Origin of the sequence: Streptomyces sp. NPDC005574 (assembly GCF_040605435.1) — a bacterium.
Classification (GTDB): Bacteria; Actinomycetota; Actinomycetes; order Streptomycetales; family Streptomycetaceae; genus Streptomyces.
This window is the reverse complement of record NZ_JBEXCW010000119.1, coordinates 1-20535: the sequence shown is the minus strand read 5'-3', so window position 1 is coordinate 20535 and position 20535 is coordinate 1. Positions and strand designations below refer to the sequence as shown.

General features: G+C 71.4%; 15 protein-coding genes and 1 pseudogene. 5 read left to right on the top strand and 11 right to left on the bottom strand.

The window, feature by feature from the left end; genetic code table 11:
- Positions 1–268 precede the first annotated feature (268 nt).
- The 3 genes from ABZT03_RS38435 to ABZT03_RS38425 all read right to left on the bottom strand — a co-directional run bounded on the left by ABZT03_RS38435 (position 269) and on the right by ABZT03_RS38425 (position 5739).
- Entirely contained in the window at positions 269–1132 is an 864-nt protein-coding gene (locus ABZT03_RS38435; RefSeq protein ID WP_356048058.1) for an NlpC/P60 family protein, read from the bottom strand.
- A 157-nt stretch (positions 1133–1289) separates the two neighbouring features.
- On the bottom strand, positions 1290–5207 hold the full coding sequence (locus ABZT03_RS38430) for a helix-turn-helix domain-containing protein (RefSeq protein WP_356048056.1): 3918 nt from the start codon (positions 5205–5207) through the stop codon (positions 1290–1292).
- 166 nt (positions 5208–5373) lie between these two features.
- A complete protein-coding gene (locus ABZT03_RS38425) occupies positions 5374–5739 on the bottom strand; it encodes a hypothetical protein (protein ID WP_356048054.1) in 366 nt (121 codons plus the stop codon).
- Positions 5740–6108: 369 nt separating this feature from the next.
- Here ABZT03_RS38425 and ABZT03_RS38420 point away from each other — a divergent pair, with 369 nt between their 5' ends.
- Positions 6109–6627, top strand: a complete 519-nt coding sequence (locus tag ABZT03_RS38420) for a DUF4188 domain-containing protein (protein ID WP_356048052.1) — start codon at positions 6109–6111, stop codon at positions 6625–6627.
- Positions 6628–6650: 23 nt separating this feature from the next.
- On the opposite strand, the gene ABZT03_RS38415 is transcribed toward ABZT03_RS38420, so the two are convergent.
- Complete coding sequence (locus ABZT03_RS38415; RefSeq protein ID WP_356048050.1) at positions 6651–6998, bottom strand: hypothetical protein; 348 nt, start codon at positions 6996–6998, stop codon at positions 6651–6653.
- A gap of 159 nt (positions 6999–7157) precedes the next feature.
- Positions 7158–7691, bottom strand: a complete 534-nt coding sequence (locus ABZT03_RS38410; protein ID WP_356048048.1) for a MarR family transcriptional regulator — start codon at positions 7689–7691, stop codon at positions 7158–7160.
- 216 nt (positions 7692–7907) lie between these two features.
- Between ABZT03_RS38410 and ABZT03_RS38405 the strand changes: the two genes are divergently transcribed.
- Positions 7908–8837: a hypothetical protein gene (locus ABZT03_RS38405; protein ID WP_356048046.1), complete on the top strand. Its 930-nt coding sequence runs from the start codon at positions 7908–7910 to the stop codon at positions 8835–8837.
- A 122-nt stretch (positions 8838–8959) separates the two neighbouring features.
- Complete coding sequence (locus ABZT03_RS38400) at positions 8960–9490, top strand: GNAT family N-acetyltransferase (RefSeq protein WP_356048044.1); 531 nt, start codon at positions 8960–8962, stop codon at positions 9488–9490.
- A 234-nt stretch (positions 9491–9724) separates the two neighbouring features.
- On the opposite strand, the pseudogene ABZT03_RS38395 reads toward ABZT03_RS38400, so the two are convergent.
- Positions 9725–10798 (bottom strand): annotated as a pseudogene (locus ABZT03_RS38395) (arabinofuranosidase catalytic domain-containing protein); the annotation flags it as partial.
- 706 nt (positions 10799–11504) lie between these two features.
- On the opposite strand from ABZT03_RS38395, the gene ABZT03_RS38390 reads away from it, so the two are divergent.
- A complete protein-coding gene (locus ABZT03_RS38390) occupies positions 11505–12047 on the top strand; it encodes a DUF1062 domain-containing protein (RefSeq protein WP_356048042.1) in 543 nt (180 codons plus the stop codon).
- A 291-nt stretch (positions 12048–12338) separates the two neighbouring features.
- Positions 12339–14987 carry a glycosyl hydrolase gene (locus ABZT03_RS38385; RefSeq protein ID WP_356048040.1) on the top strand — a complete coding sequence of 883 codons (2649 nt, stop codon included), beginning with the start codon at positions 12339–12341 and terminating at the stop codon, positions 14985–14987.
- A 48-nt stretch (positions 14988–15035) separates the two neighbouring features.
- Here the strand turns inward: ABZT03_RS38385 and ABZT03_RS38380 are convergent, their stop codons facing one another.
- The 5 genes from ABZT03_RS38380 to ABZT03_RS38360 form a co-directional block, all read right to left on the bottom strand.
- Positions 15036–15494, bottom strand: a complete 459-nt coding sequence (locus tag ABZT03_RS38380) for a hypothetical protein (RefSeq protein ID WP_356048038.1) — start codon at positions 15492–15494, stop codon at positions 15036–15038.
- Between the two features lie 249 nt (positions 15495–15743).
- Positions 15744–16571 carry an alpha/beta hydrolase gene (locus ABZT03_RS38375; RefSeq protein WP_356048036.1) on the bottom strand — a complete coding sequence of 276 codons (828 nt, stop codon included), beginning with the start codon at positions 16569–16571 and terminating at the stop codon, positions 15744–15746.
- Positions 16572–16772: 201 nt separating this feature from the next.
- Positions 16773–18755: an NAD-binding lipoprotein gene (locus tag ABZT03_RS38370; RefSeq protein ID WP_356048034.1), complete on the bottom strand. Its 1983-nt coding sequence runs from the start codon at positions 18753–18755 to the stop codon at positions 16773–16775.
- Between the two features lie 150 nt (positions 18756–18905).
- Entirely contained in the window at positions 18906–19259 is a 354-nt protein-coding gene (locus ABZT03_RS38365; protein ID WP_356048033.1) for a VOC family protein, read from the bottom strand.
- Between the two features lie 90 nt (positions 19260–19349).
- On the bottom strand, positions 19350–20384 hold the full coding sequence (locus tag ABZT03_RS38360) for a helix-turn-helix transcriptional regulator (RefSeq protein ID WP_356048031.1): 1035 nt from the start codon (positions 20382–20384) through the stop codon (positions 19350–19352).
- Positions 20385–20535: the final 151 nt, after the last annotated feature.

Genomic DNA, 20535 nt, shown 5'->3' with positions numbered 1-20535 from the left:
GAAAGAACACCCGACCCACTCCACGCCACGACGTGCACACACCCCGCAAAACAGCGGCGGCGAAACAGCGAACGAAGAAGTCGACCACCCCACGACCACGCCGCACAGGTTAAAGATCAAGTTAGAAGCTCGGAATCGCGAAGGCGGGTTTCCGGTGATCCGCTGGGGACCCGGAGCACCGCCCCCGGAGAAGCGCCGGTCGCCTCCGGCCCGGGCAGGGGGCCCTTTCGAATGCGGGTCCAACGTGGCCCAGGCCGGGACGAGTTCATCAGGTGCAGGTGGCGACGCCGTCCAGCCAGGCGGGGCCCTGGATGTAGATGTTGGTCATCCATGCCCTGTAGTCGGGCAGGTAGGACCAGGCGTCGTTGGTGTAGCCGTCGGAGGTGACCGACTCCGCGTGCTTCTGGCACTGGACGCGGATCGTCGTGGAGTCCGGGAAGGCGTAGACGCGGGTGGCGCCGACGGACGGTGCGGCCTTGGTCCAGACGCCTGTTCCCCAGGTCTGGAAGACGTGCCCGGTCACGGGGCCGGTGTTGACACGCAGTGCCCCGAAGTAGTCGCCGTCCAGGCGGACGTCGCTGACCATGAGCTTGGTGCCGGACTTCCGGGCCTCGACCATCTTGCCCGCGCCCAGGTAGATGGCGATGTGATGCAGGTCGTCCGAGGTGCCCCACGCCAGCAGGTCGCCCGGCAGCAGTGGAGCAAGGCCCTGGCCGGCGGTGAAGCGCTCCGCGGCCCGGTGTGTGTAGTACTGGCTGCTGGCGTCACCGTCGAGGAGGTCCGACCCGGTGGCCTGGGCGTAGGCGTAGCGGACGAGCCCCGAGCAGTCGAAACCGCGGCGCTCGGGGTCGTGTTCGCTGGCCGGGTCGGTGGGGTCCACCTGCCCGTACGTGGCGCCGGGCTGCGCGCCGTGGCCGCCGCCCCACGAGTACCAGACGCCTGCCGCCACCTGCGCGCAGGCCGCGGCGACGGCCCGCTCGGCCGCGGCGGAGGCGCCCGGCGCGAGGACGGCGCACGTGCCGTCGGCGGCGCGGGCCGGAGCTGGAGCGGACGCGTGGGCTGCCCCGGGCGTCCAGAGGAGGAGTGCGAGTAAGCCGAGAAGTGTGCTGATGAGACTGGTCCGGCGGATCATGCCAGAGCCCCCGTTTCTTTGAGTTCCTTCTGGTGGCAGCTTCCGGCAGACGCCCCTGCCCGGTCGAGGTCCCCGGCGGGCCCCACCGAACAGGCAACGGGAAACACCCTGGGAAACCCCTGCCCACCAGGGCTTCCTGATGTCGGGTCGGTCGCGGTCAGCGGGGTGAGCACGCCGACGCGGACAGCCGCAGCCGGCAGATCGCGGCGAACCTGGCCGACACGTCCAGGTCCCACAGGCGTACGGTCCCGTCGTTGCTGCTGCTGGCAAGCGTCCGCCCGTCGGGTGCGAACACGGTGCCCCAGACCGCGTTGGTGTGGCCGGTCAGCGTGGCCCACGGCCGCCGTCCGGCCACGTCCCACAGCCGCACCGTCCGGTCGCTGCCGCTGCTCGCCAGCAGCCGGCCGTCGGGGGAGAACGCGATGCCGCGCACCGAGCCTGTGTGGCCGCGCAGCACCGCCGTGGAGTGGTGCCGGCGGACATCCCACAGGCGTACGGTCCCGTCGTTGCCGCTGCTCGCGAGCGCATACCCGTCCGGGCTGAACGCCACCCCCCGTACCGCACCGGTGTGGCCGGTGAAGGTGGCCAGCGGCCGGCGGCCCGCGACGTCCCACAGCCGTACGGTCAGATCGTCGCCCGCGCTGGCGAGGGTGCGCCCGTCGGGGCTGAACGTGACATCGTTGGCGAAGTCCGTGTGGCCGGTGAGTGTGGCCAGGGCGCGGTGGGTGGCCACGTCCCACAGCCGCACCGTCCGGTCGGCGCCCGCCGACGCGAGCAGCGCGCCGTCCGGGGAGAACGCCACGGAGAACACGTCCCCGTGGTGCCCGGGGAGCGTGGCGAGGAGGCGGCGGGCGACGACGTCCCACAGCCGGACGGTGCCGTCGGAACCGGCCGAGGCCAGCGTCCGTCCGTCGGGCGCGAACGCCACCGAGAACACGGCCGAGCGGTGTCCCCGGAGCGTCCCGACGGACCGGCGTCGCGCCACGTCCCACAGGCGCACCGTGTGATCGGTGTCGGCGGTCGCCAGCAGTGCCCCGTCGGGGCTGTAGGCGGACTGCCAGATCTCGGTGAACGGGCGGGGCGTCAGCATCGACCCGCTCAGGTCCCACAGGACGACCGACTGGTCGAACCCGGCGGTGGCGAGCATGGTCCCCGCGGCGTTCACGGCCACACCCATCGTGTAGTCGGTGTGGCCGGTGAGCGTCAGCGTCTGCTTCCCGCTGAGCACGTCCCACAGCCGGGTGGTGCCGTCCCCGCCCGCGCTGACGACCGTGGTGCCGTCCGGGGTGTAGGCGACCGCGTTGACGTCGTCGCTGTGTCCGCTCAGGACCGCGGTCGTCCGGCGGCGTGCCGGGTCCCACAGCCGTACGGTCCGGTCCGCTCCCCCGCTGGCCAGGCTCCGCCCGTCCGGCGCGAAGGCCACGCCGTACACCTCGTCGGTGTGACCGGTGAGCACGCCCGCCCGCCGCTCGCGCACGGTGTCCCACAGCCGGACGGTCCGGTCCGCGCCGGCCGACGCCAGGACGCGGCCGTCGGGAGCGTACGCCAGCGCGTCGACCTGCCCGACGTGTCCGGTGAACGACGCCACGCGGCGCCCGCTGTCCGCGTCCCACACCTGGACCGTGCCGTCGGACGCCGCGACGGCCAGTCCGCGGCCCCTGGGGGCGAAGGCGACGGCCCGGGCGCCCTCGGTGCTCGCCGGCAGCACCGCCTTCGTACGGTGGTCGGCGACGTCCCACAGCCGCACCGGGGCGCCCGTGGCACCCGCCGCGAGGGTACGGCCGTCGGAGCTGAAGGCGACCGACCGCACCCGACCGGGCATCCTGAACGTGGCGGTCGTACGACGGTCCGCGAGCCGTCGCAGTGTCACCGTGCCGTCCGTGCTGCCCGTCGCCAGGGTCCGCCCGTCGGGTGCGAACGCCACCGAGTTGACCGGTCCGCGGTGCCCGCCGAGCCGGGCCGAGAAGGGCTGCGCCTGAGTGCTCAGCAGGGCGCCGCGCGCCTCGGGCGTCTCCTGGGAACGGTAGGCGTCCTCGGCCAGCCGCATCGAGGCCTCGGGCTGCCCGGCGGCCAGCGAGGCGGACTGCGCGGCGAGCGCCCGGGAGCGCGCGACCCGCTCCTGACGCAGCGCCCCCGAGCGCTGCTGGTAGGCCAGGCCACCGGCGACGACGGCCAGGGCAAGCAGCACCACCAGCGTGGCGAGCGTGCCCTGCCGGCGCCGGACCTGCCGGCGGGCCTGCCGCTGCCTCTCGGCCTCCTCGGCCCGGCCGGCGCGCAGGAACGCCTCCTCCCGTGCCCCGAGCCGGATGCGGCCGTCCAGTTCCTCGGCCCACACTCGCGCGGTGTCCAGCCGGGTGCCCCGGTAGAGGGCGGACGGATCGCGGCCCTCGCGCTCCCACTCGTCGGCGGCGAGCGCGAGTTGCTGATGGATCAGCAGTCCGTCCCGGTCGGCGTCGATCCAGCCGCGCAGCCGGGGCCAGGCGTGCAGCAGTGCCTCGTGGGCGATCTCCACCGTGTCGCGGTCGGCGGTGATCAGACGGGCCTGCACGAAGGCGTCCAGGGCGGCCGTGGCGCCGTCCACGTCCGCCAGCCGTTCCATCAGCGCGGTCCGGCTCATCCGGCGCCGGGTGGGTCCGGTGCCGTCGGCGACGTGGACCAGGCGCACCAGGATCCTGCGGATCGTCTGCTGCTCGGCCGGGTACAGGCCCGCGAACACGTCTTCGGCGGTCCGCGCGACAGCCCCTCGGATGCCGCCGGTGCGTTCGTAGCCGGTGACGGTGAGGGTGGTGCCCTCGCGTTGCTGCCAGGTGGTCAGCAGGGCGTGCGAGATCAGCGGCAGCGCGCCGGAGGGAGTGAGGTCGGGCCGGGTGCGCCCGTCGCCCGAACCGTCGCGGGGCGGCTCTTCCGATTCGTCACGCAGGCCCGCGTCCCGCAGCAGGAGGGGCACGAGACCCGGCTCCAGGGCGAGCCCGGCGAGGTCGGCGGGGCGCGTGATCGCCTCCCTCAGGCCGTTGAGGGACATCGGGGGCAGCACGAACAGTCCGTCGGTGAACACCGGTGCCAGTTCGGGGAGTTCGAGGCAGCGGCCGGACAGGTCGGCCCGTACGCCCATGACCACCACGGCCGGATCACGGCCGGGTCCCTCCGCCGGACCCGACGGGTCGCGGGACGTCGACAGCGCGCACAGCACCCGGACGAAGGCGCGCCGCTCCTCCTCGTCGGAGCACAGTGTGAACAGCTCCTCGAACTGGTCGACGAGCAGCACCGGACGTACCGGGGGCGGCCGCCTTCCCACACCGGCGGTCGCCCGGTCGCCCGCCGCGTTGCGCACCGCGTCCAGTAGGGCGTCGGGCCGCTGCCGCAACTGGTCGACGTCGATGCCGAGATCGCCGTCCAGCACCTTCGCGACGCTGGTCAGCAGCTCCTCCAGCGGACGCGCCGTGGGAGTGAAGGCCACCACGGGCCAGCGTTCGGCGCCCGGCATGGGGAAGCCGCCGGGGTGACGGAAGGCCGGTACCAGACCGGCGTTGAGCAGGGAAGACTTACCGGCGCCCGACGGCGCGACGACCATCAGCGGCCCACTGCCGATACGTTCGAAGACCCGCTCGACCAGGGCGGCGGTGGCCGGTTCACGGCCGAAGAACCAGCCCGCGTCGCGCGCGGTGAACGCCGACAGCCCCCGGTAGGGGCAGACGGCGTCATCCCGCGCCGGCCCGGGCACGGCGCCGTCGAGCGGGCCGGCCTGCGCGCCGACCGCCGCGCGCTCCTGACCTCCCACGCCCTCCCGGCCTCCCGAGGCGCCGGCGCTCTCCGCGTGCTCCGTCAGCAGCCGCAGCAGCCCGCCCTCGGCGCGCAGGATGTCGTCGCACCGCCGCGCGACGTCGACGGTGGCACGCTTCGCACCCGTCTCGATCTTGCTGAGGTAGCCCTTGCTGTAGTGCGCCTGCCGGGCCATGTCGGCCAGGGAGAGCCCGCGTTGCCGGCGCAGTCGTCTCAGCTGGGCGGGAAAGTCCCCGCCGGCCCCGTCGGGCGGTGGCGCTTCACCTCGGTCGCCGGTGTGCTGCTGCTCCCCCACCACATCCCCCGGGTGTCGCGCGAGCCCTGAAACGGCCGACGGCAACAGTACTGCGGGAATGTGACGAACGATCAGGTCATTCACCGGTGTGGCGCAATAGGTATGCCGAACACACGGACGTCCGGAACCGCGCGTGCGGTCCCGGACGTTCCCCCGTGCGAAGGCCCTACGGCCGGTTCAGCTTGATCGAGTTGACGGGCGTGAGGTCGGCGTACACGCCGTTGTCGGCACCGATGGTGTAGTTGCAGTTCGTGCCGCCGTAGTTGAGGCACAGCTCCGCCGAGGCGCCACCGGTCTGGTTGTTGAGGACCCAGTGCCAGCCCACCTGGTTGCTCAGGTTGTGGGGTCCGTAGCTCCAGTAGATGTTGCTCGGGCTCTGGGCGGGGTCCTGGTTCTGCGGGTAGACGCAGACGGCGCCGGCCGGGCAGCCGGCCCAGTCGTCGGCCGGCCTGGCCTCGGCCGTGCCCGTGAGCGCCACCATCGCCGTAGCGGCGGTAGCCAGTGCGAGGACTCCACTGAACACCTTGCGCATGTTTCCCCCTTGCGGTCGTCCTGCCTGGTCGCAGGCCGTGTTCGGTCTGGGCATCAGGCTGGCCGCCGGGGCCCCGGGAGGTCGACGGGTTTCCTGTTTCCCGTCGGTACGGCAGCCGGGAAACCCGCCGTGACCTGCACGGTCGAGGCGAAGGGGGCAACCGCTGGGGCGGGTTGGCATCCGTACGCGACGCCGTACGAGGCCGGTACGCATACGTCACGCCGCATCCCGCCGGTGCCTGACGGCGCGCCAGGGAGCAGGCCGGTCCTGTCTCAACGCCCGCTCTTGCGACCCGCGTTGGGAAGTGCCACTATCCCACCATCACTCCATGGATAGTTTCGCTATCCGACCGAGCCCGAGGGGCCGTCCATGATCGAGAAACCGACCGCCGGACGCACCACAGCCGCCGCCGAAGGGGAGGTCGTGGTCCTGCTGATCGGCATGCGCGTCAACCACTTCTGGGCGGTGCACCAGTGGCTGCCGGTCATGGGGGCGATGTTCCGCATGCTGGCCGAGCTCACCCGGAACCGTGAACGCGGGCTGCTGGGCCGGGTGTTGCTGACCGCGTCCCCGCGTACGTACTACGTCGTCCAGTACTGGGAGTCCAAGGAGAAGCTCTACGCGTACGCCACCGCACCCGACACGTTCCACCACCGGGCGTGGCAGATCATCAACCGCAAGGAGCGGGCGGGGAAGGTGCGCGGGCACGTGGGGCTGTGGCACGAGTCCTACGTCGTGCCCGAGGGGTCGTACGAGTCGATCTACCACGACATGCCGGCCTTCGGACTCGCGGCGGCCACCGGAGTGCTGCCGGTCGAGAGGCGGGGACGAAGCGCCGCGCAACGCTTCGCACACCGCGCGCCGGGGGCGGCGGACAAGACCGCCTGACTCACGTCCGGACGCCGGCGGCGTCAGTTCGTGACGTCGCGCCAGGAGAGGCCGGTCAGTTCCTCGGATCGGCCCCCAGAGGCGGCGGCCGAGGTCCGGATCCGGCGCTGTGGGCGACAGTTGCGCGGGCCGGGAAACCCGGACCGTCCACCCCGGCCGCCGGGACCGATGTGGGCGCCGGCGGACAGGCCCGGCACGGTCGCCGCGTAGAGCTGGGGCAGCGCCCCCATGTCCGGGCTCTGCGCGAACAGGTGCTGCCCTGCCTCGACGCGGCGAGGGACGAAACGCAGGCCGCCGCATGTCCGCCGAAGGACCTGGACGGACTGCGACGCCAGCTCGGCGGCATCGAGCGACGCATCGACGTCCTGCAACGCAACCGGACCGCGATCAGGCAGTACCTGAACGCCTGGGAGAACGCCGGGCCGCCGCGACACCTGCGGCCGCCGACGGCGTCCGAGGCGCGGTCGCCGACTGACACCGACACCGGGGCTCGGCCACGGACGTCGTCTGCCGCTGCCGGACGTCCGTCCTCACGCCCCGTGCGTCACCGTGTCCGCCCCCCACCCGAGCGGATGCGATTCGAGGTCGTCCGCGGCCGGGGCGGGCGGCTCGCCGCCGGCCTCGTTGAACGCGGTCAGAGCCTCTACCAGCGCCAGCCGCTCCGTCGGCCTGAGCCGGGCGACGATCGCCGCGATCTCCCCACGGCGTCTGGCGGTGACGTCCTCGACGGTGCGCCGGCCCTCCTCCGTCAACCGCAGCAGCGTCTCGCGCCGGTTGACGGGATTGGTCTGCCGGTCGGCGAGCCCCGCGGCGATGAGCCGGTCCACCATCCGCATGGCTGTCGACGGCGCCACCTGGAGCAGTTCGGCGAGGGAGACCAGTTTGGTCGCCCCCCGTGTCGACAGGACGACCAGCATCCGGAACTGAGGAAGGGTGACCCGCTCCTCGACCGCGGCGAGCGAGCGGGCGGAGACCGCCACCAGCAGTCGGGACGCGGTCAGCACCGCCCGGGTGACCGCGTCGACGTCGTCCATGGCCCCCACGGGGCTCTCGTGCTCCGGCATGCACCCTTTCTACCGTGCCGGCCAACACGCCGGGCGTTCCGCATGATGTTCGCCGCCGACGACATCTTTCCCTCCGCGGAGGGCTGAAGTGGCAGCGAAGGTGATCCGCCTGTTCGGTGCTGCCGCCGGACCGGCATACATACCCAGCCGCGCAGGGAAGGATTCAGATCCGGCGTCGGGCGAGCGGGACGGGAGTTCCGGCAGCAGGGGGTAACGGTGGCGAAGCGCGGACACGGCTACGACGAGCGCGTCGACCGACAGCACGAGGCCTGCGCGGCAGTGCTGCACGGCATGGGATTCCCCGTTCACGGCATGCCGAGCCGTACGGCCCTCGACGCCTTCGTGCAGCCCGGGACCAGGGCCTGGCTCGTCCAACGCGCCGAAGCCGGGCGCCGAGATGACCTGGTCATGACTCCCAGCATTCGCAGTCTGGGTGGATGGCGGCGGTTTCGCGGCTTGATCGACGCGGTCGGGTGGGCCGAGATCAGCGACAAGGTTCGCCTGGGCCCCTACCGATACCCCTACGATCCACCGACACCTCAGCCCTCCCCCCGGCAGCGGATTGCCGACTGGGCGTCCAGCACGATGGGCCGGCCCGCTGTCCACTCCGCCACCGTCGAGGCCGAACGGGCGCGCCTTGCTGCCAGGCACGACGACGGCCAGGACGCCGACTGGCTGATCGGCTTCGTCCTGGACGACACCGAGGGGCCCGAACCAGCGGCGAGAGGACTGAAGTACTGCGGTGTGGGTGCGGAATGGCAGATGAGGGACATAGGGAAGGAAGACGCCGAGACGCATCGACCGGCCGGACGGCACATCGGCTCCATCACCATCCCCCAGTACCTGGTCTGGCAGGGCACGCGCCGTCGCGCCGGGCGGCTCCCGGCGGACCGCCAGGGTGCCAAGCCGTTCCTCGGTGACCGCAGCACCATGATTCCGGTGCCGTGGGCGACGTGCTTCCCCTACTACCCACAGGGCAGCTACGAGGAGCCGAACCTTGTCCTCGGCGACCGGAGCCGGACCGACTACTACCACATCATTGGCCGTCACCTTCCCGACGGCATCGTCCGTGTGTACCCCGAGGAGTACCCGGGACACCCGTCACAAGGCGTCCGGCGGGTACTGAGGATCTCCCCCATCCACTGAGGCAGTCCCACGGCAGCGGCCACCGCTGACTGCTGGGACTCGCGTCGACTCCCGGAGGGAGCCGACCGGGGCTCGGGGATATTCGCTGGTCGCTGTTTGCTGGTGGTGTTCATACTGCCGCAATGGATCCGGTGACTCTTGAGACCGACCGTCTGGTACTTCGGGCCTTCACATCTGCCGACGTGGACGCGGTGTACGAAGCCTGCCAGGACGAGGACATTCAGTTCTATACGCCGGTGCCGGTGCCGTACCGGCGTGCGGACGCGGAGAAGCTCGTCGGCGAGAAGCTGCCCGCTCAGTGGGCCGATGACAGGGACTACACCCTCGGCGCGTTCCGTAAGGACACGGGCGCACTGGTCGGCTCGTACTGCCTGACCCTCGTCAGCCGCGGCGTCTGGGAGCTGGGTTACTGGGCGGTCGAGGAACAGCGCGGACGCGGGTATTCGGTGGAGGCCGCTCGGTCCCTGTGCGCCTGGGGCTGGGCCACCCTAGACGTCCACCGCATCGAGTGGTGGGCCATGGCCGGGAACACCGGCTCGCGGGCCGTCGCCGAGAGACTCGGCTTCACCGTCGAAGGGACACTGCGCAGTCGCGGCATCGCCAACGATGGCAAACCGCACGACTGGTGGGTGGGCGGACTGCTGAGGCCCTGATGCCCGGGCCGGTGCTTCGCCGGCTGCGTCTGCTCTTCTGCGGGAAGTTCAAGCTCGGACTGCCACCGTGCCCCCACCGTCGAGCCGCTCGCCGCGAGAAAGCCAGGGATGCCAGCAGTGATCGGCCCTGGTGGGAGAAATACGGAACCTCATCAAACAGCACCAGGAATACCGTTATGCGACCGCGGTCGTGGCCGCCCCACGACCGTGGGGCGGCCGGAGTTCCTACCTGCCGTAGCCTGCTGCCGTGATGTTGGTCTGTACGGCGTTCTCTGTGGCGTCCGAGGGATAGCCGGACGTCATCACGCCTTCGTAAAAGGTTCCGGCCGCACCGATGCTGTTGTCGCCTCCGATGCCGAGGATGATGGCGCCCTCCTTCTTCATCGGGTTGTAGCCCGAGACGTTGGGACGTGCCCCGTTGTAGAAGGTCGAGAGGCCGCCGGACTGCGCGTTGCCGCCGCGGATGGCCCAGCGGTTGGGGCCGCCCTTGATGACGGCGGTCAGGTACCGGTGGCTGATCGACGGGTCGCCCGCGTTGTAGTGCTGGTTGATCCCGGAGAACAGGCCGTTCTCGAGGTCGGCCATGATCCAGGGTCCGTTGCCCGTGCCGTAGCCCCAGACCTTGATGTTGCCGAAGTAGATGGCCTCCATGGTGCCGTTGCCGTTGTCCCGGCTGTTGGTCTCGGCGTTGCCGTAGTCGAAGCAGCAACCGCCGTTGTAGTGGGTGCCGTCGAGGATGGCGTACATCCCCTCGGGCTGGTCGCCCTTGGCGACACCGTTGGTGTTGTTGTTGCGGTAGCCGGTGCCGGGGGCGACGAAGACGCCGTAGGCCTTGTGACCGCCGACGGTGATCGGTGCCGCGGTGGCGTTGGCGAGGTTGTCGTACCCTCCCGAGGCGGGGCCCGAGAAGCCGCCGGGGGGCGCCTGGGTGAGGCGGTTGTTGCGGCCGGACTGGTCGTAGATGACCGTGATGAGGCAGGTGGTGCCGGCGCAGAACGAGTCCTGTGTCGCGGCGTTGGCGTATCCGCCGGCGCTGAGGACGCCGATGTCCCGGGTGGCTTTGTCCGATGCGCGGCGGACCTGGTACAGCGGGCCGTTGTAGGAGGCGTACAGGGCGCGGGTCGTGCTGTGCGCCGCCACACACGGTGTGCCGCCGGCGGCGTAGAGGTCGCAGGGCAGTTGAGTGGCCGCCGGCGCGGCGGGGGCGGCCGGCGCGGTGCCCGCGAGTAGACCGACGCCGAGCCCGGCGGCCGCACCGGTGGCGAGCAAGGTGCGGCGCAGAGAGCGGAACGGTGATCGCATACGCATGCGTGAGCTCCTCTGTGGGTGGGGGGTTGCCGCGTGCAGAAGTCGGGTCGCGCGGCCGGGACTTGTGGAGCGCCGGCACCGCCGGCCCGTCCGGCGGCATGGCGATGTGACGCTGGTCGGACGCGGAGAGGTCGAGCGGGTCCGACGGTGCGGGTGCGGTGCGGTGAGCGGTCGCGTGTGCGGTGCCTGCGGGTCTCGGCGGCCGGCTCGACACCCGACCCGCAATCAGATCGTTCGACATGCCGAACGTTGCTCGAATGTCCGGACCCTGAGGATGATAGGAATCCCGGGGCAATCGTCAATACCAGGCGCAGGATTCACTGGAAGCCCAGTGTTCGCCGCCGTTCGGGTCGGTCCGGCCTGCCGCCGAACCGCCACGTGCAGGGCGCAGGGGCGCGCTCGCGGAGTGGAAGAGCTGCGCCGTGACCGATCCGCACGCGATCGCCAGGTGACGCCTCCGCCGCGCACCCGTGATCCGCCCAACGCAGCCTCACGTCACGCCGCTTGAAAAGCAGTGGTCCGGCGCCGCTGTGCGCCACTACCGTGCTGCCGAACCGGAGTCGTCCAGTGAAGGGCCCGACGTTGTACACCGTGTGAGACCTCCCGAGCGCTGATTCGCCGCGCGTCGCCCTGTGCGCCGCGCGCCCTTTTGCTGCGGACTTCTCACTGAAACCGGTGTACTTCTGTGCTCAAAACCTGGGTGGTCATGCCCACCTGCCTGCCACTTGTCCTCCGCCGTTGCCACGCGTGCGCGTCCCAGCGCCTGCGGTCGAGCGGCAAGTTCCGCGTCAACGCACACCACAAGCTCATCGACGTCTGGCTCCTCGCGCTCTGCACCGTCTGCGGGGAGACCGCGAAACTCACGGTCCTGGAACGCACGAACGTGCGCTCCGTTCGACCTCGACTGCTGGACCGGCTGCACCACAACGACCCGTCTCTGGCGGCCGAGTTGCTTCAGGATCCGGTCGTGCGGCGCCGTAACCGCATGGACCTCGACTGGGACGACGCCTGGCGCCTGGACACCGGCGGAACGGATCACCCGGACCATGATCACCCGGACCATGAGGCGATCGAGGTGTCCGTCCGCTTCGCGGCACGGATCCCGGTCCGGCCGGTGCGACTGATCGCCGAAGGGTGCGGCCTTCCCCGGGCCGAGGTCGAGAGACTGATCACGGAGGGCAGGATCGTGTCGGCGGTCCGGCTGAGCGGCAAGCGCTCCGGCGACTTCACGTTCACGCTCAAACGCTGAACCTCCCGAAGGCTGGGGCCTGTCCGGCGCGATCAGCCGGTCAGGCCCCGGCCGCATCCACCCCGACTTGCCGCGTTCGCGCCGGCCAACTTCGCGCAGGCCGGGTTCGCGCCGGGCCCCACGATGTCGGCGGCCACCCGGCCACGCCCCGGGCCGCCCGGTCCGCCCGGACGGCACCCGCCCCAAACTGTCAGGTTCTGGACAAAGAATTGGCCAAGCCGCGGACGCGCACTCCTGTGAGTGGTCGGGTCTTCTGCGACGGCTGAATCGCTGCCCGTTATGGAGGACCTGGTGTCAGCACCTACCCGCAAGAGAAGATGGCTCACGATCTGCGCCATCACCGCATCCGCCGCTCTCGTCGCGATACCGGCCGGGGCGGCGCCCGGCAGGAGCAGCAGCCCCTTCGGAGCCCGAACCCTGGCTCAACTCGCCGCAGAACGCGCGCACTCGCAGCGCACCCTGAACCCCAGCGCCACAGCGGAGGACGACGACGGCAACGAGGCCGACGAGATAGCCGAGGGCGCGGACCAGTACGCCGAGGCCCGCACCTCCCCCGGCATCGTCGCCCCAGGAGCCTACGGCGCCGCCTGGAACGCGCTCACCAAACTCTCGCCGACCGGGGGAACCTGGCAGAACGTCACCGATCTGCCGTACAACTCCGACGACCCCCGCTACCGCGACTACGACTCCAACTCCAGTGGCGGCTCCGGCAATGTCACCGGACGGATGGCCGCGATGGCCGCCGACGACGACGGGTACGTGTACGCGGGCAGCGCCGGCGGCGGCGTGTGGCGGTCGAGGTCCGGCGGCGGCCACTGGCAGGCCCTCAGCGACCGGTTGCCCTCGCAGTCAACCGGCGCCCTCGCCCTCGACACGCGGAACCGACTGTGGCTGGGCACCGGAGAGGCCACCACCAACGCGGACGCCTACCTCGGCAGCGGCGTCTACCTCCTGTCCGCCCCGCACCACGGCACGTTCTCCACGCGCAGCCGGGTCGGCGGCGACGAGCTCGAGAGCACCACCATCCATCAGCTGCGCTTCGGCGGCGGGAAGGTGTGGGCGGCGACCAGCGAAGGCGTGTGGAGCCACTCCACGAAGAAGCTCAGCGGCGCCTGGAAGCTGGAGTTCGCGCCCAACCCGGACTATCTGCCGGGCGGTTCACAGGCGGACGACGACTCGGCCGCGTACAAGAACATCGCCAACGACATCGCGATCGACCCGCAGCACCCCTCCAAGGTGGTCCTCGCCATCGGGTGGCGCAGCGGCGACGACTACAACGGCTTCTACACCAAGGTGCACGGCACCTGGACGCGGATCACCAGCGGTCTCGGCGACCTGCCGGCCGACCCGGACGGCATCGGCAACGTCACCTTCGCCCGTTCCGCCGACGGCTCCCGCTACTACGCCATCGACCAGTCGCCGGAACAGCTCAACACCAACCCGGACAGCGCCCTGGAGGGCTTCTACGTCTCCAAGTCCGGTTCGCCCACCGGGCCCTGGACCAAGATCGCCGACTACAAGGGGCTGGCGGCCAGCGGTTCGGCCCTGACCTCCAGCGGCTACATGCCGGGCGTGCAGGCCTGGTACAACCAGTTCCTGACCGTCGACCCGAGCGACCCGCAGCACGTGTACGCGGGCCTTGAAGAGGTCTACGAGACCAAGGACGGCGGCAGCAACTGGTCGACGGTGGGCCCCTACTGGAACTTCGGCTTCGCCTGCTGGAGCATCGACCCCGCCAAGCAGACCGGCGACTGCAGCCAGACCACCCACTCCGACCAGCACGGCGTGGCGATCGGCCGCCACCACGGCAAGAGCTTCGTCTACGTCGGCAACGACGGCGGTGTCTACAAGCGCCCGCTCAACGGCTCCCAGGACGCCTCCGGCCACGCCACGGACTGGACCTCGCTCAACGACGGAACCATCGACACGCTGCAGTACTACTCGGTCGGCGTCGGCAAGGACCTGGACCACGGCAAGGTCTCCGTCACCGGTGGACTGCAGGACAACGGCCAGTCCGTCCTGCGCGGCAACGACAAGGTCATGGGCTCCAACTTCGGCGGAGACGGCGGCGACACCCTCACGGACCCGGCCAACGGCTGCGACATCGCTGAGGAGTACGTCTACCTCGCCGTCCAGGTCACCCAGAACTGCGCCGTCAACGACGGCTCCTGGATCGACGACCCCAGCAAGATCACCTCGTACAACGTGGCTCCCGCCGACAACGCCACCAGCGAGGCCCGCTTCATCGCCCCGCTCGCGGCGGACCTCAAGAAGAGCTCGACGTGGATCGCGGGCGGCCGCCACGTGTGGGTGCAGACCCACGGTTACGCCATCCGCAGCGGCGCCGAGTGGACGAGCCTCCACGACCTCGGGGCCGGCCGTACCGCCACCGCCGTCGCGGCCTCCGGCGGCAAGGTGTACGCCGCCTGGTGCGGCCCCTGCAACAACCAGGGCTTCGCCCGCGGCATCTCCGTGGGCAACGCCGACGGCACCGGCTGGCACGACATCACCCTCCCCGCCACCGGCAAGAACGGTACGGTGCCCAACCGCTACCTCAGCGGCTTCGCCATCGACCCGAAGAACGCCGACCACGTCTACCTCACGGTCAACGGCTTCTCCCGGCACTGGACCGAGGGCCCCGGCGCCGGCGTCGGCCACGTCTTCGAGTCCAGGAACGGCGGCACCACCTGGAAGGACATCTCGGCGAACCTGCCCGACGTACCGGCGGACTCCGCCGTCGTCACCCCCGGCGGTGGCCTCGCCGTGGCCACCGACCTCGGCGTCGTCTACCGCGCCCCGGGCCGTACGAAGTGGCAGCGCGTCGGGCACCTCCCGGCCGTCGCCGTCCTCCAGCTCAAGCTGAGCCCGGACGGCAGCACGCTGTACGCGGCCACCCACGGTCGCGGCATCTACACGATCAAGGTGCACGACCTCGGCTGACCCGCGGCCCGCACCACAGGTGACACAGGGGTGGCCCCGGCTTCGGGGTCACCCCTCCCGCGCGTAGGGGACGACACTCACGTGGAGGGTGAAACCGGCGCGTGCCGCGCCCGCCACGTCCGGTGCCTTCGCCCGCACCGTCACGGCGGCCGCGCCACCCCTGCCGCCTGCGCACCGCAGCACGGCATGTGCGGTCCCGTCCGGGTCCGTCCGCCAGCCGTACGCCAGGACGAAGGCGGGCGCGGAGCTGCGCACATCCGTCCAGCGCCGGTCGTCCTCCCGGGGCCGCAGCACCAGGGACACCACGGTTCCGGGTCGGGCGCACAGCCGCCGTTCGACCGCGTCACCGGGGTGGACGGTGATCTCGACGTGCCCCGCGACGCAGCCGCCTGTCGGAGCGGACGAGGCCGGAGGCGAGGTGGACGGGCGACTCCCGGTCGGGGCGGCGGACGTGGTCGGGGCTGAGGAGGTGTGCGTCGCCGTCGCGCCGGTCGACGAGGCCGGCACAGGGCTCGGTGTGGGACTCGCAGCCGTTCCGCCGCCGTTCGACGCACCGCAGGCGGTCAGCACCGCTGTTCCCACCACCGCCCGGACTCCGGTCCACCACCGCATCCCAGCACCTCCTGGCCGGCCCGCCCTCACCGGTACCAGCATGCCCCCTCGCCGCCGGCGGAGGGGAACGGGCCGTCGCTCCGCATGGCGGAAAGCCGGGCCGGGCCGGCGACCGTCCCATCGCCGGCTGCGGACCGCGGCGCGTCAGCGGGGCACGAGGTCCCTGAGGTCAGCGAAGACACGCTCGTGGGCGGCCGCGGCGGCGGGATCGGTGAGGTCCATGCCCTGGATGAAGCCGTGTTCGAGGCCGGTTTCGCAGCGGTGCCGGACCGTGACGCCGGCCTGCGCGAGGCGGCGCGCGTAGGCGTCGCCCTCGTCGCGCAGCGGGTCGTGCTCGGCGGTGACCACCAGAGCCGTGGGCAGGCCCGCCAGGTCGTCGGCGTGCAGGGGCGAGGCGGCGGCACGTTCGGCGGGGTCGGGCACGAACGCCTCGACGAACCCGGCGAGCGCCTCGGCGGTGAGGCCGTGGCCGGTGCCCTTGTCCGTCACGGACGGCAGGGCGAGAGTCAGGTCGGTGTTGGGGCAGATCAGGGCCTGCACGGCGGGCAGGGGGCCGCCCTCGTCGCGCAGGGCGAGACAGGCCGCGGCGGCGAGGAAGCCGCCCGCGCTGTCGCCGGCGACGGCGGCCGGCCGCGCCCGGCGCAGGACGGCGATCGCGTCCATGACGGCGGCGGGGTGGGGGTGTTCGGGAGCGAGCCTGTAGTCGACGGCGAGGACGTCGAGGTCGCAGGCCAGAGCGATACGGCGGCAGGTACGGTCGTGCGTGTCGAGGTCGCAGAACACGAACCCGCCGCCGTGCAGGAACACCAGCAGCGGGCGGGTTCCGTCGGCCGGCCGGTAGCGGCGGAGCGGCAGGCCACCGGGGCCGGACAGGTCCTCCACAAAGGCGAGTTCGGGGCCACGGGGACGTGTCGCGCCGCGCTCACGGGCGGCTGCACGAAGGTGGGCGGCGAGGTCGGCGGACGTCTGCATGGACCCATCCTGGCGGGGACGGCGGTCCGTTGGCGGGCGGGGGCGAAGTGGATGTGCCTCCGGGCCGTCAACGTACGGCGATGAGGCGGCGGTTGTCGTCGGCAGCACCGGCTGCGTGGTCGTGAGGGCTTGTCGGTGTCGGCCGCCCGAGGTCAGGCTCGTCCGTGTCACCGCCAGATCACGCTCGTCGGTGTCACCCTGTCACCCCCGGGTGACGCTCGTCGGTGAGTCTCCGTCCTGGTGATCCGTGCGCATGCCTGGCAGTGCGGGACGTGCCAGGTCGCTGACGGCGAGCCCGGTGCCGCCCGCGGTCAGCACCAGCACCTCGTCGGGCGTGTTCCACGCGCGCCGCATCCCCTTGTCAGGGCACAGGTGGACGCCGTCATGGGGGTGGGCGGCGGTCGGGGGACGGGTGCGGTAACCGATCGCGCACTCCCCTCGGTGCAGTGCCGCTCGCACGATCGTGGCGAACGACGCCTCCCTCCCCGGGAGTACGTAGTGGTGGGCCGGGCGCAGGGCCAGGGCGCCCCCACGCGTGGCGAAGATGTCCTCGAACACAGTGGCCAGGTCGGGGTGGTGGGCGATCTGTGCCATCAGCAATGCGGTGAGCTCTCCCCGGACGACGGTGTCCGACGCGGGGCCGAGGGGTGCCACTGCCCGGCTGCGGGAGTCGCGCATCTCGGCCAGCACCGGCAGCGTCCGGGCCGCCTTCTCCTGCCGGGCCTTGAGCATCAGCAACGCCAACAGAGTGCGGTCGTCGGGCTGTTCGGGTCCCGTTCCGTGGTCCGCTCCCAGCACGATGACGCTGTCGTAGGCGAAGACGTCGAGGTCGCCCAAAGTCTCGGGGTCGCCGATGTCGCGGACGTGGTGCGCGACGTGGAGCGGCGGGACGGGCGGGGAGAGCGGGCCCAGCGGCGGCGGCGAGGGGAGGTCCGACCAGGTCACGACATCCAGGGCGCAGCCCGGTCGCGCCGACCGGCGCAGCATGTCCACGATGAGCGGGGCGCGGCGGTTCCATCCGAGCATCAGCACGCGTGAGGCGGTTTCGGGAAGTTCTCGCACCGGCGCCATGACCGAGGGGTCGACGTGTCCGCCGAAGTCGGTCGGCGGGCCGACGGTGTCCTCGTGCGCGACGGCGACCAACCGGTCCCCGGCGGCCACGACGGTCCGCGGCGGGGGTGTCAGCAGAGCGGAACCGTCCGCCCGTAGGAGCCCGACCGCGCAGGACGCGTCGTACCGCAACGCCGCCTCTTCGAAGGTCAGGCCGACCATCTCCGGAACCGCGAACACATGGAACTCGGCCCCGGAGAAGTCGAGAAGGTCGCGCAGGGCCCGCGACAGCCCTGGGCGCCGAGCCGACTGGACGAGCAGCCGCGCCGTGGTCCAGTCGGTCTCCAGAACGGTGCCGCGTGGCCCGGCGGCGAGACGGGCCGCCGGGAGGTGGCGGCCGTCGCGAACGGCCGCCACGACGGGCGGTCCGGGGTCCGGGCCGAGCAGCGCCCGCAGCGCCAACAGGACGCGCACCACCGCGACGTCCCCCTCGCCGCCGCCGGCCGGCAGGACCACCACCGCCGCTGCCGCGCCCGCGCTCACCAGCCTCAGGGCCTCGGGGTCGCTCGGCGCTCCGCTGCGGCAGACCAGCCGCACACCGACCGCGCGCCCCAGGGCGGCCTGGAGAACCGACTCCATCTCGGCCGGGTCCCGGTCCGCGAGCAGGGTGACCACGCCCGTCCGTGCGGCCAGGAGTTCACCCACCACGGTGACAACCTGGTCGGACCAACCAAGCACCACCATGTGATCACGCTCGACGACCATCGAGCGGCCCCGCCTGAGTTCCACCAGGCGATCGCCGAGCCCTGTGGTGACCACTCCCACGACCGTCGAGACGCAGAGCAGGGTGATCAGGCCGAGGGCCACGGACAGCAGCATCCGTAACGGCGCGCCCGCCACCCCGCCCAGACGCAGGGCCTCCGCGCTCGTGCGCCATACGGCCATGAGCCGGCCGGCCACTGTCCGCGGGGCGGCCGGATCGGTCCACACGAGCAACGCGCTCACGGGGACGACGACCACCAGACAGCACACGGCGAGCCAGCCCAGCAACGTCCCCGTGCTGCGGGCCAGCGTCCTGTCGAACAGGTACCGCACACGGTCACGCAACGAGACCTGCCACCGCGGCCGATCCATCTCCGCCCCCTGCCATCCGCACCCGGCGCCTTCCAGGCCGAAGCCTGCTGCGTCAGGCGCTCATGACACGCCGTTCCACCGGCATATTCACCCTTACGGGCAGCAGGCCGGTACGGGGCGTCGAGCCGGGCCGGTCCGGCGGAGGGCGACTCAGCTGGGCTGCCACAGCTCGATCCGGCGGCCCTCGGGGTCGGTGACCCAGCCGAACCGGCCGACGCCTTCCATGTCCTGAGTCTCCGGGGCCACGTCCGCGCCCCTGGCACGCAACTGCGCGAGCATCGCGTCGAGGTCGCGGACGCGGAAGTTGAGCATGGTCTGCTGGGTGCGGGAGCCGAAGTACTCGGTCTCGGACTCGAAGGCCGCGAACACCGTGGCCCCGGCCTCCTGACGCCACAGGCCGTTCTCGTCGGTGTCCAGTCCCAGACAGTCCCGGTACCAAGCGCCGAGGGCCTCCGGGTCGGCGGCCCGCACGAAGTATCCGCCGATGCCAAGTACACGTTCCATGGCGCCATCCTGCCAGGACCGCGATCACGCCGTCGCGCCTGCGGGAGAACTCGTGAGCAGGTCGGTGACAGCGGCGGCGCGGCGACACATTCATCGCGAAAGGCTGGAGATGAGTTCTTCGCGGCTGTTGACTCCGGTTTTCCGGTAGATGGCCTTGAAGTGGTCGTTGACGGTGTGCGGGGAGAGATCCAGACTGCGGGCGATCTGTTTGACGGCCAGTCCCTCGAGAGCCCGTCCGATGACGGCCTGCTCCCTGGAGGTGATCCCGTACAGGACGGCCGCGGCGGGTAGTAGTACGTCGGACGAGGCGGACTCGATGGTGACCGCCACACCGCCGGAGCCGTGTTCGTCGAGCGGCTGGGCCTGCAAGACGATCCAGCCGTCGGGCCCGGGGATACGGCTCAGCGCCTGGCGGCCAGGCTGCCTGGCGGCGAGGGCGATATTCCATATGTGCGCGAATATCTCGTCCTCGTCTGCCGTCACGTTCTCCGGTACGAGTCTGCGCACCCATTCGCGGCCGGTCTTCGTCACCGCTCTTATCGTGTCGTCGCCGTCGATCACCACGACGCCTGGCGCGGGGGCGCCGCGGACGGGACGGAGGAACCGGCCGGCGACATACTGCCGGAGCGTGCCGGCCAGCGGCCCGGAAAGCCGCTCCGCGTGCGCGGCGTCGGTCGCAGAGAAAGGTCGACTGCCTCGCCCTCTCAGGAGCACCAGTACGCCCCAGGCCATCCCCCTGAGTGTCAGCGCGATCCGCATTTCTCCGCCGACCTCGGTGGCGTTCATGATGTCTTCGTGCTGGACACTGTGCCGTACGTCTGACGCACCGGATACGAGAACCGCGACGGTACGAGCGCTTTCGACCAGGGCGACAACGGTGTGCCGATCGCGGCCGAGAATCTCCTCGGTTTCCAGTGCACGGTAGAAAGCCGCCTCGTAACCGTGTTCCTTGGCCAGGAAACACGCGGCGCCGGTGAGCGGATCCACTCCTCTCAGCATGTATCCGTCGTGTGGCACGGCTTTCCCGATCTGCTGGGAAATCACCATGCCGAGCTCGGAAACGGTGGCGGCCTCCGCGGTGGCCGCGGAAAGATCGCGGGAGATCAGTTCCAGGTCGGGATTCATGGAAGGAGTGTGGATCGACCCACCTTCCTGATCCCGCCCTTTCTCCACGTTGGCCGACACCCGGTGCTCGATGGCGCGTAGAAGGCATCTGCGTCGCGGAAGCCGGAATTCGGAGTGCCCAATTCCCCGTGGGCACCGCCGGGCCGCCCGC

What these genes read in the sequence shown, in the direction of transcription:
- ABZT03_RS38375 (WP_356048036.1), bottom strand. Translation starts at nt 16,571, where the DNA reads ATGCAGACGTCCGCCGACCTCGCCGCCCACCTTCGTGCAGCCGCCCGT.
- ABZT03_RS38390 (WP_356048042.1), top strand. Translation starts at nt 11,505, where the DNA reads ATGCCCACCTGCCTGCCACTTGTCCTCCGCCGTTGCCACGCGTGCGCG.
- ABZT03_RS38420 (WP_356048052.1), top strand. Translation starts at nt 6,109, where the DNA reads ATGATCGAGAAACCGACCGCCGGACGCACCACAGCCGCCGCCGAAGGG.
- ABZT03_RS38370 (WP_356048034.1), bottom strand. Translation starts at nt 18,755, where the DNA reads ATGGATCGGCCGCGGTGGCAGGTCTCGTTGCGTGACCGTGTGCGGTAC.
- ABZT03_RS38360 (WP_356048031.1), bottom strand. Translation starts at nt 20,384, where the DNA reads ATGAATCCCGACCTGGAACTGATCTCCCGCGATCTTTCCGCGGCCACC.
- ABZT03_RS38425 (WP_356048054.1), bottom strand. Translation starts at nt 5,739, where the DNA reads ATGCGCAAGGTGTTCAGTGGAGTCCTCGCACTGGCTACCGCCGCTACG.
- ABZT03_RS38410 (WP_356048048.1), bottom strand. Translation starts at nt 7,691, where the DNA reads ATGCCGGAGCACGAGAGCCCCGTGGGGGCCATGGACGACGTCGACGCG.
- ABZT03_RS38400 (WP_356048044.1), top strand. Translation starts at nt 8,960, where the DNA reads ATGGATCCGGTGACTCTTGAGACCGACCGTCTGGTACTTCGGGCCTTC.
- ABZT03_RS38365 (WP_356048033.1), bottom strand. Translation starts at nt 19,259, where the DNA reads ATGGAACGTGTACTTGGCATCGGCGGATACTTCGTGCGGGCCGCCGAC.
- ABZT03_RS38435 (WP_356048058.1), bottom strand. Translation starts at nt 1,132, where the DNA reads ATGATCCGCCGGACCAGTCTCATCAGCACACTTCTCGGCTTACTCGCA.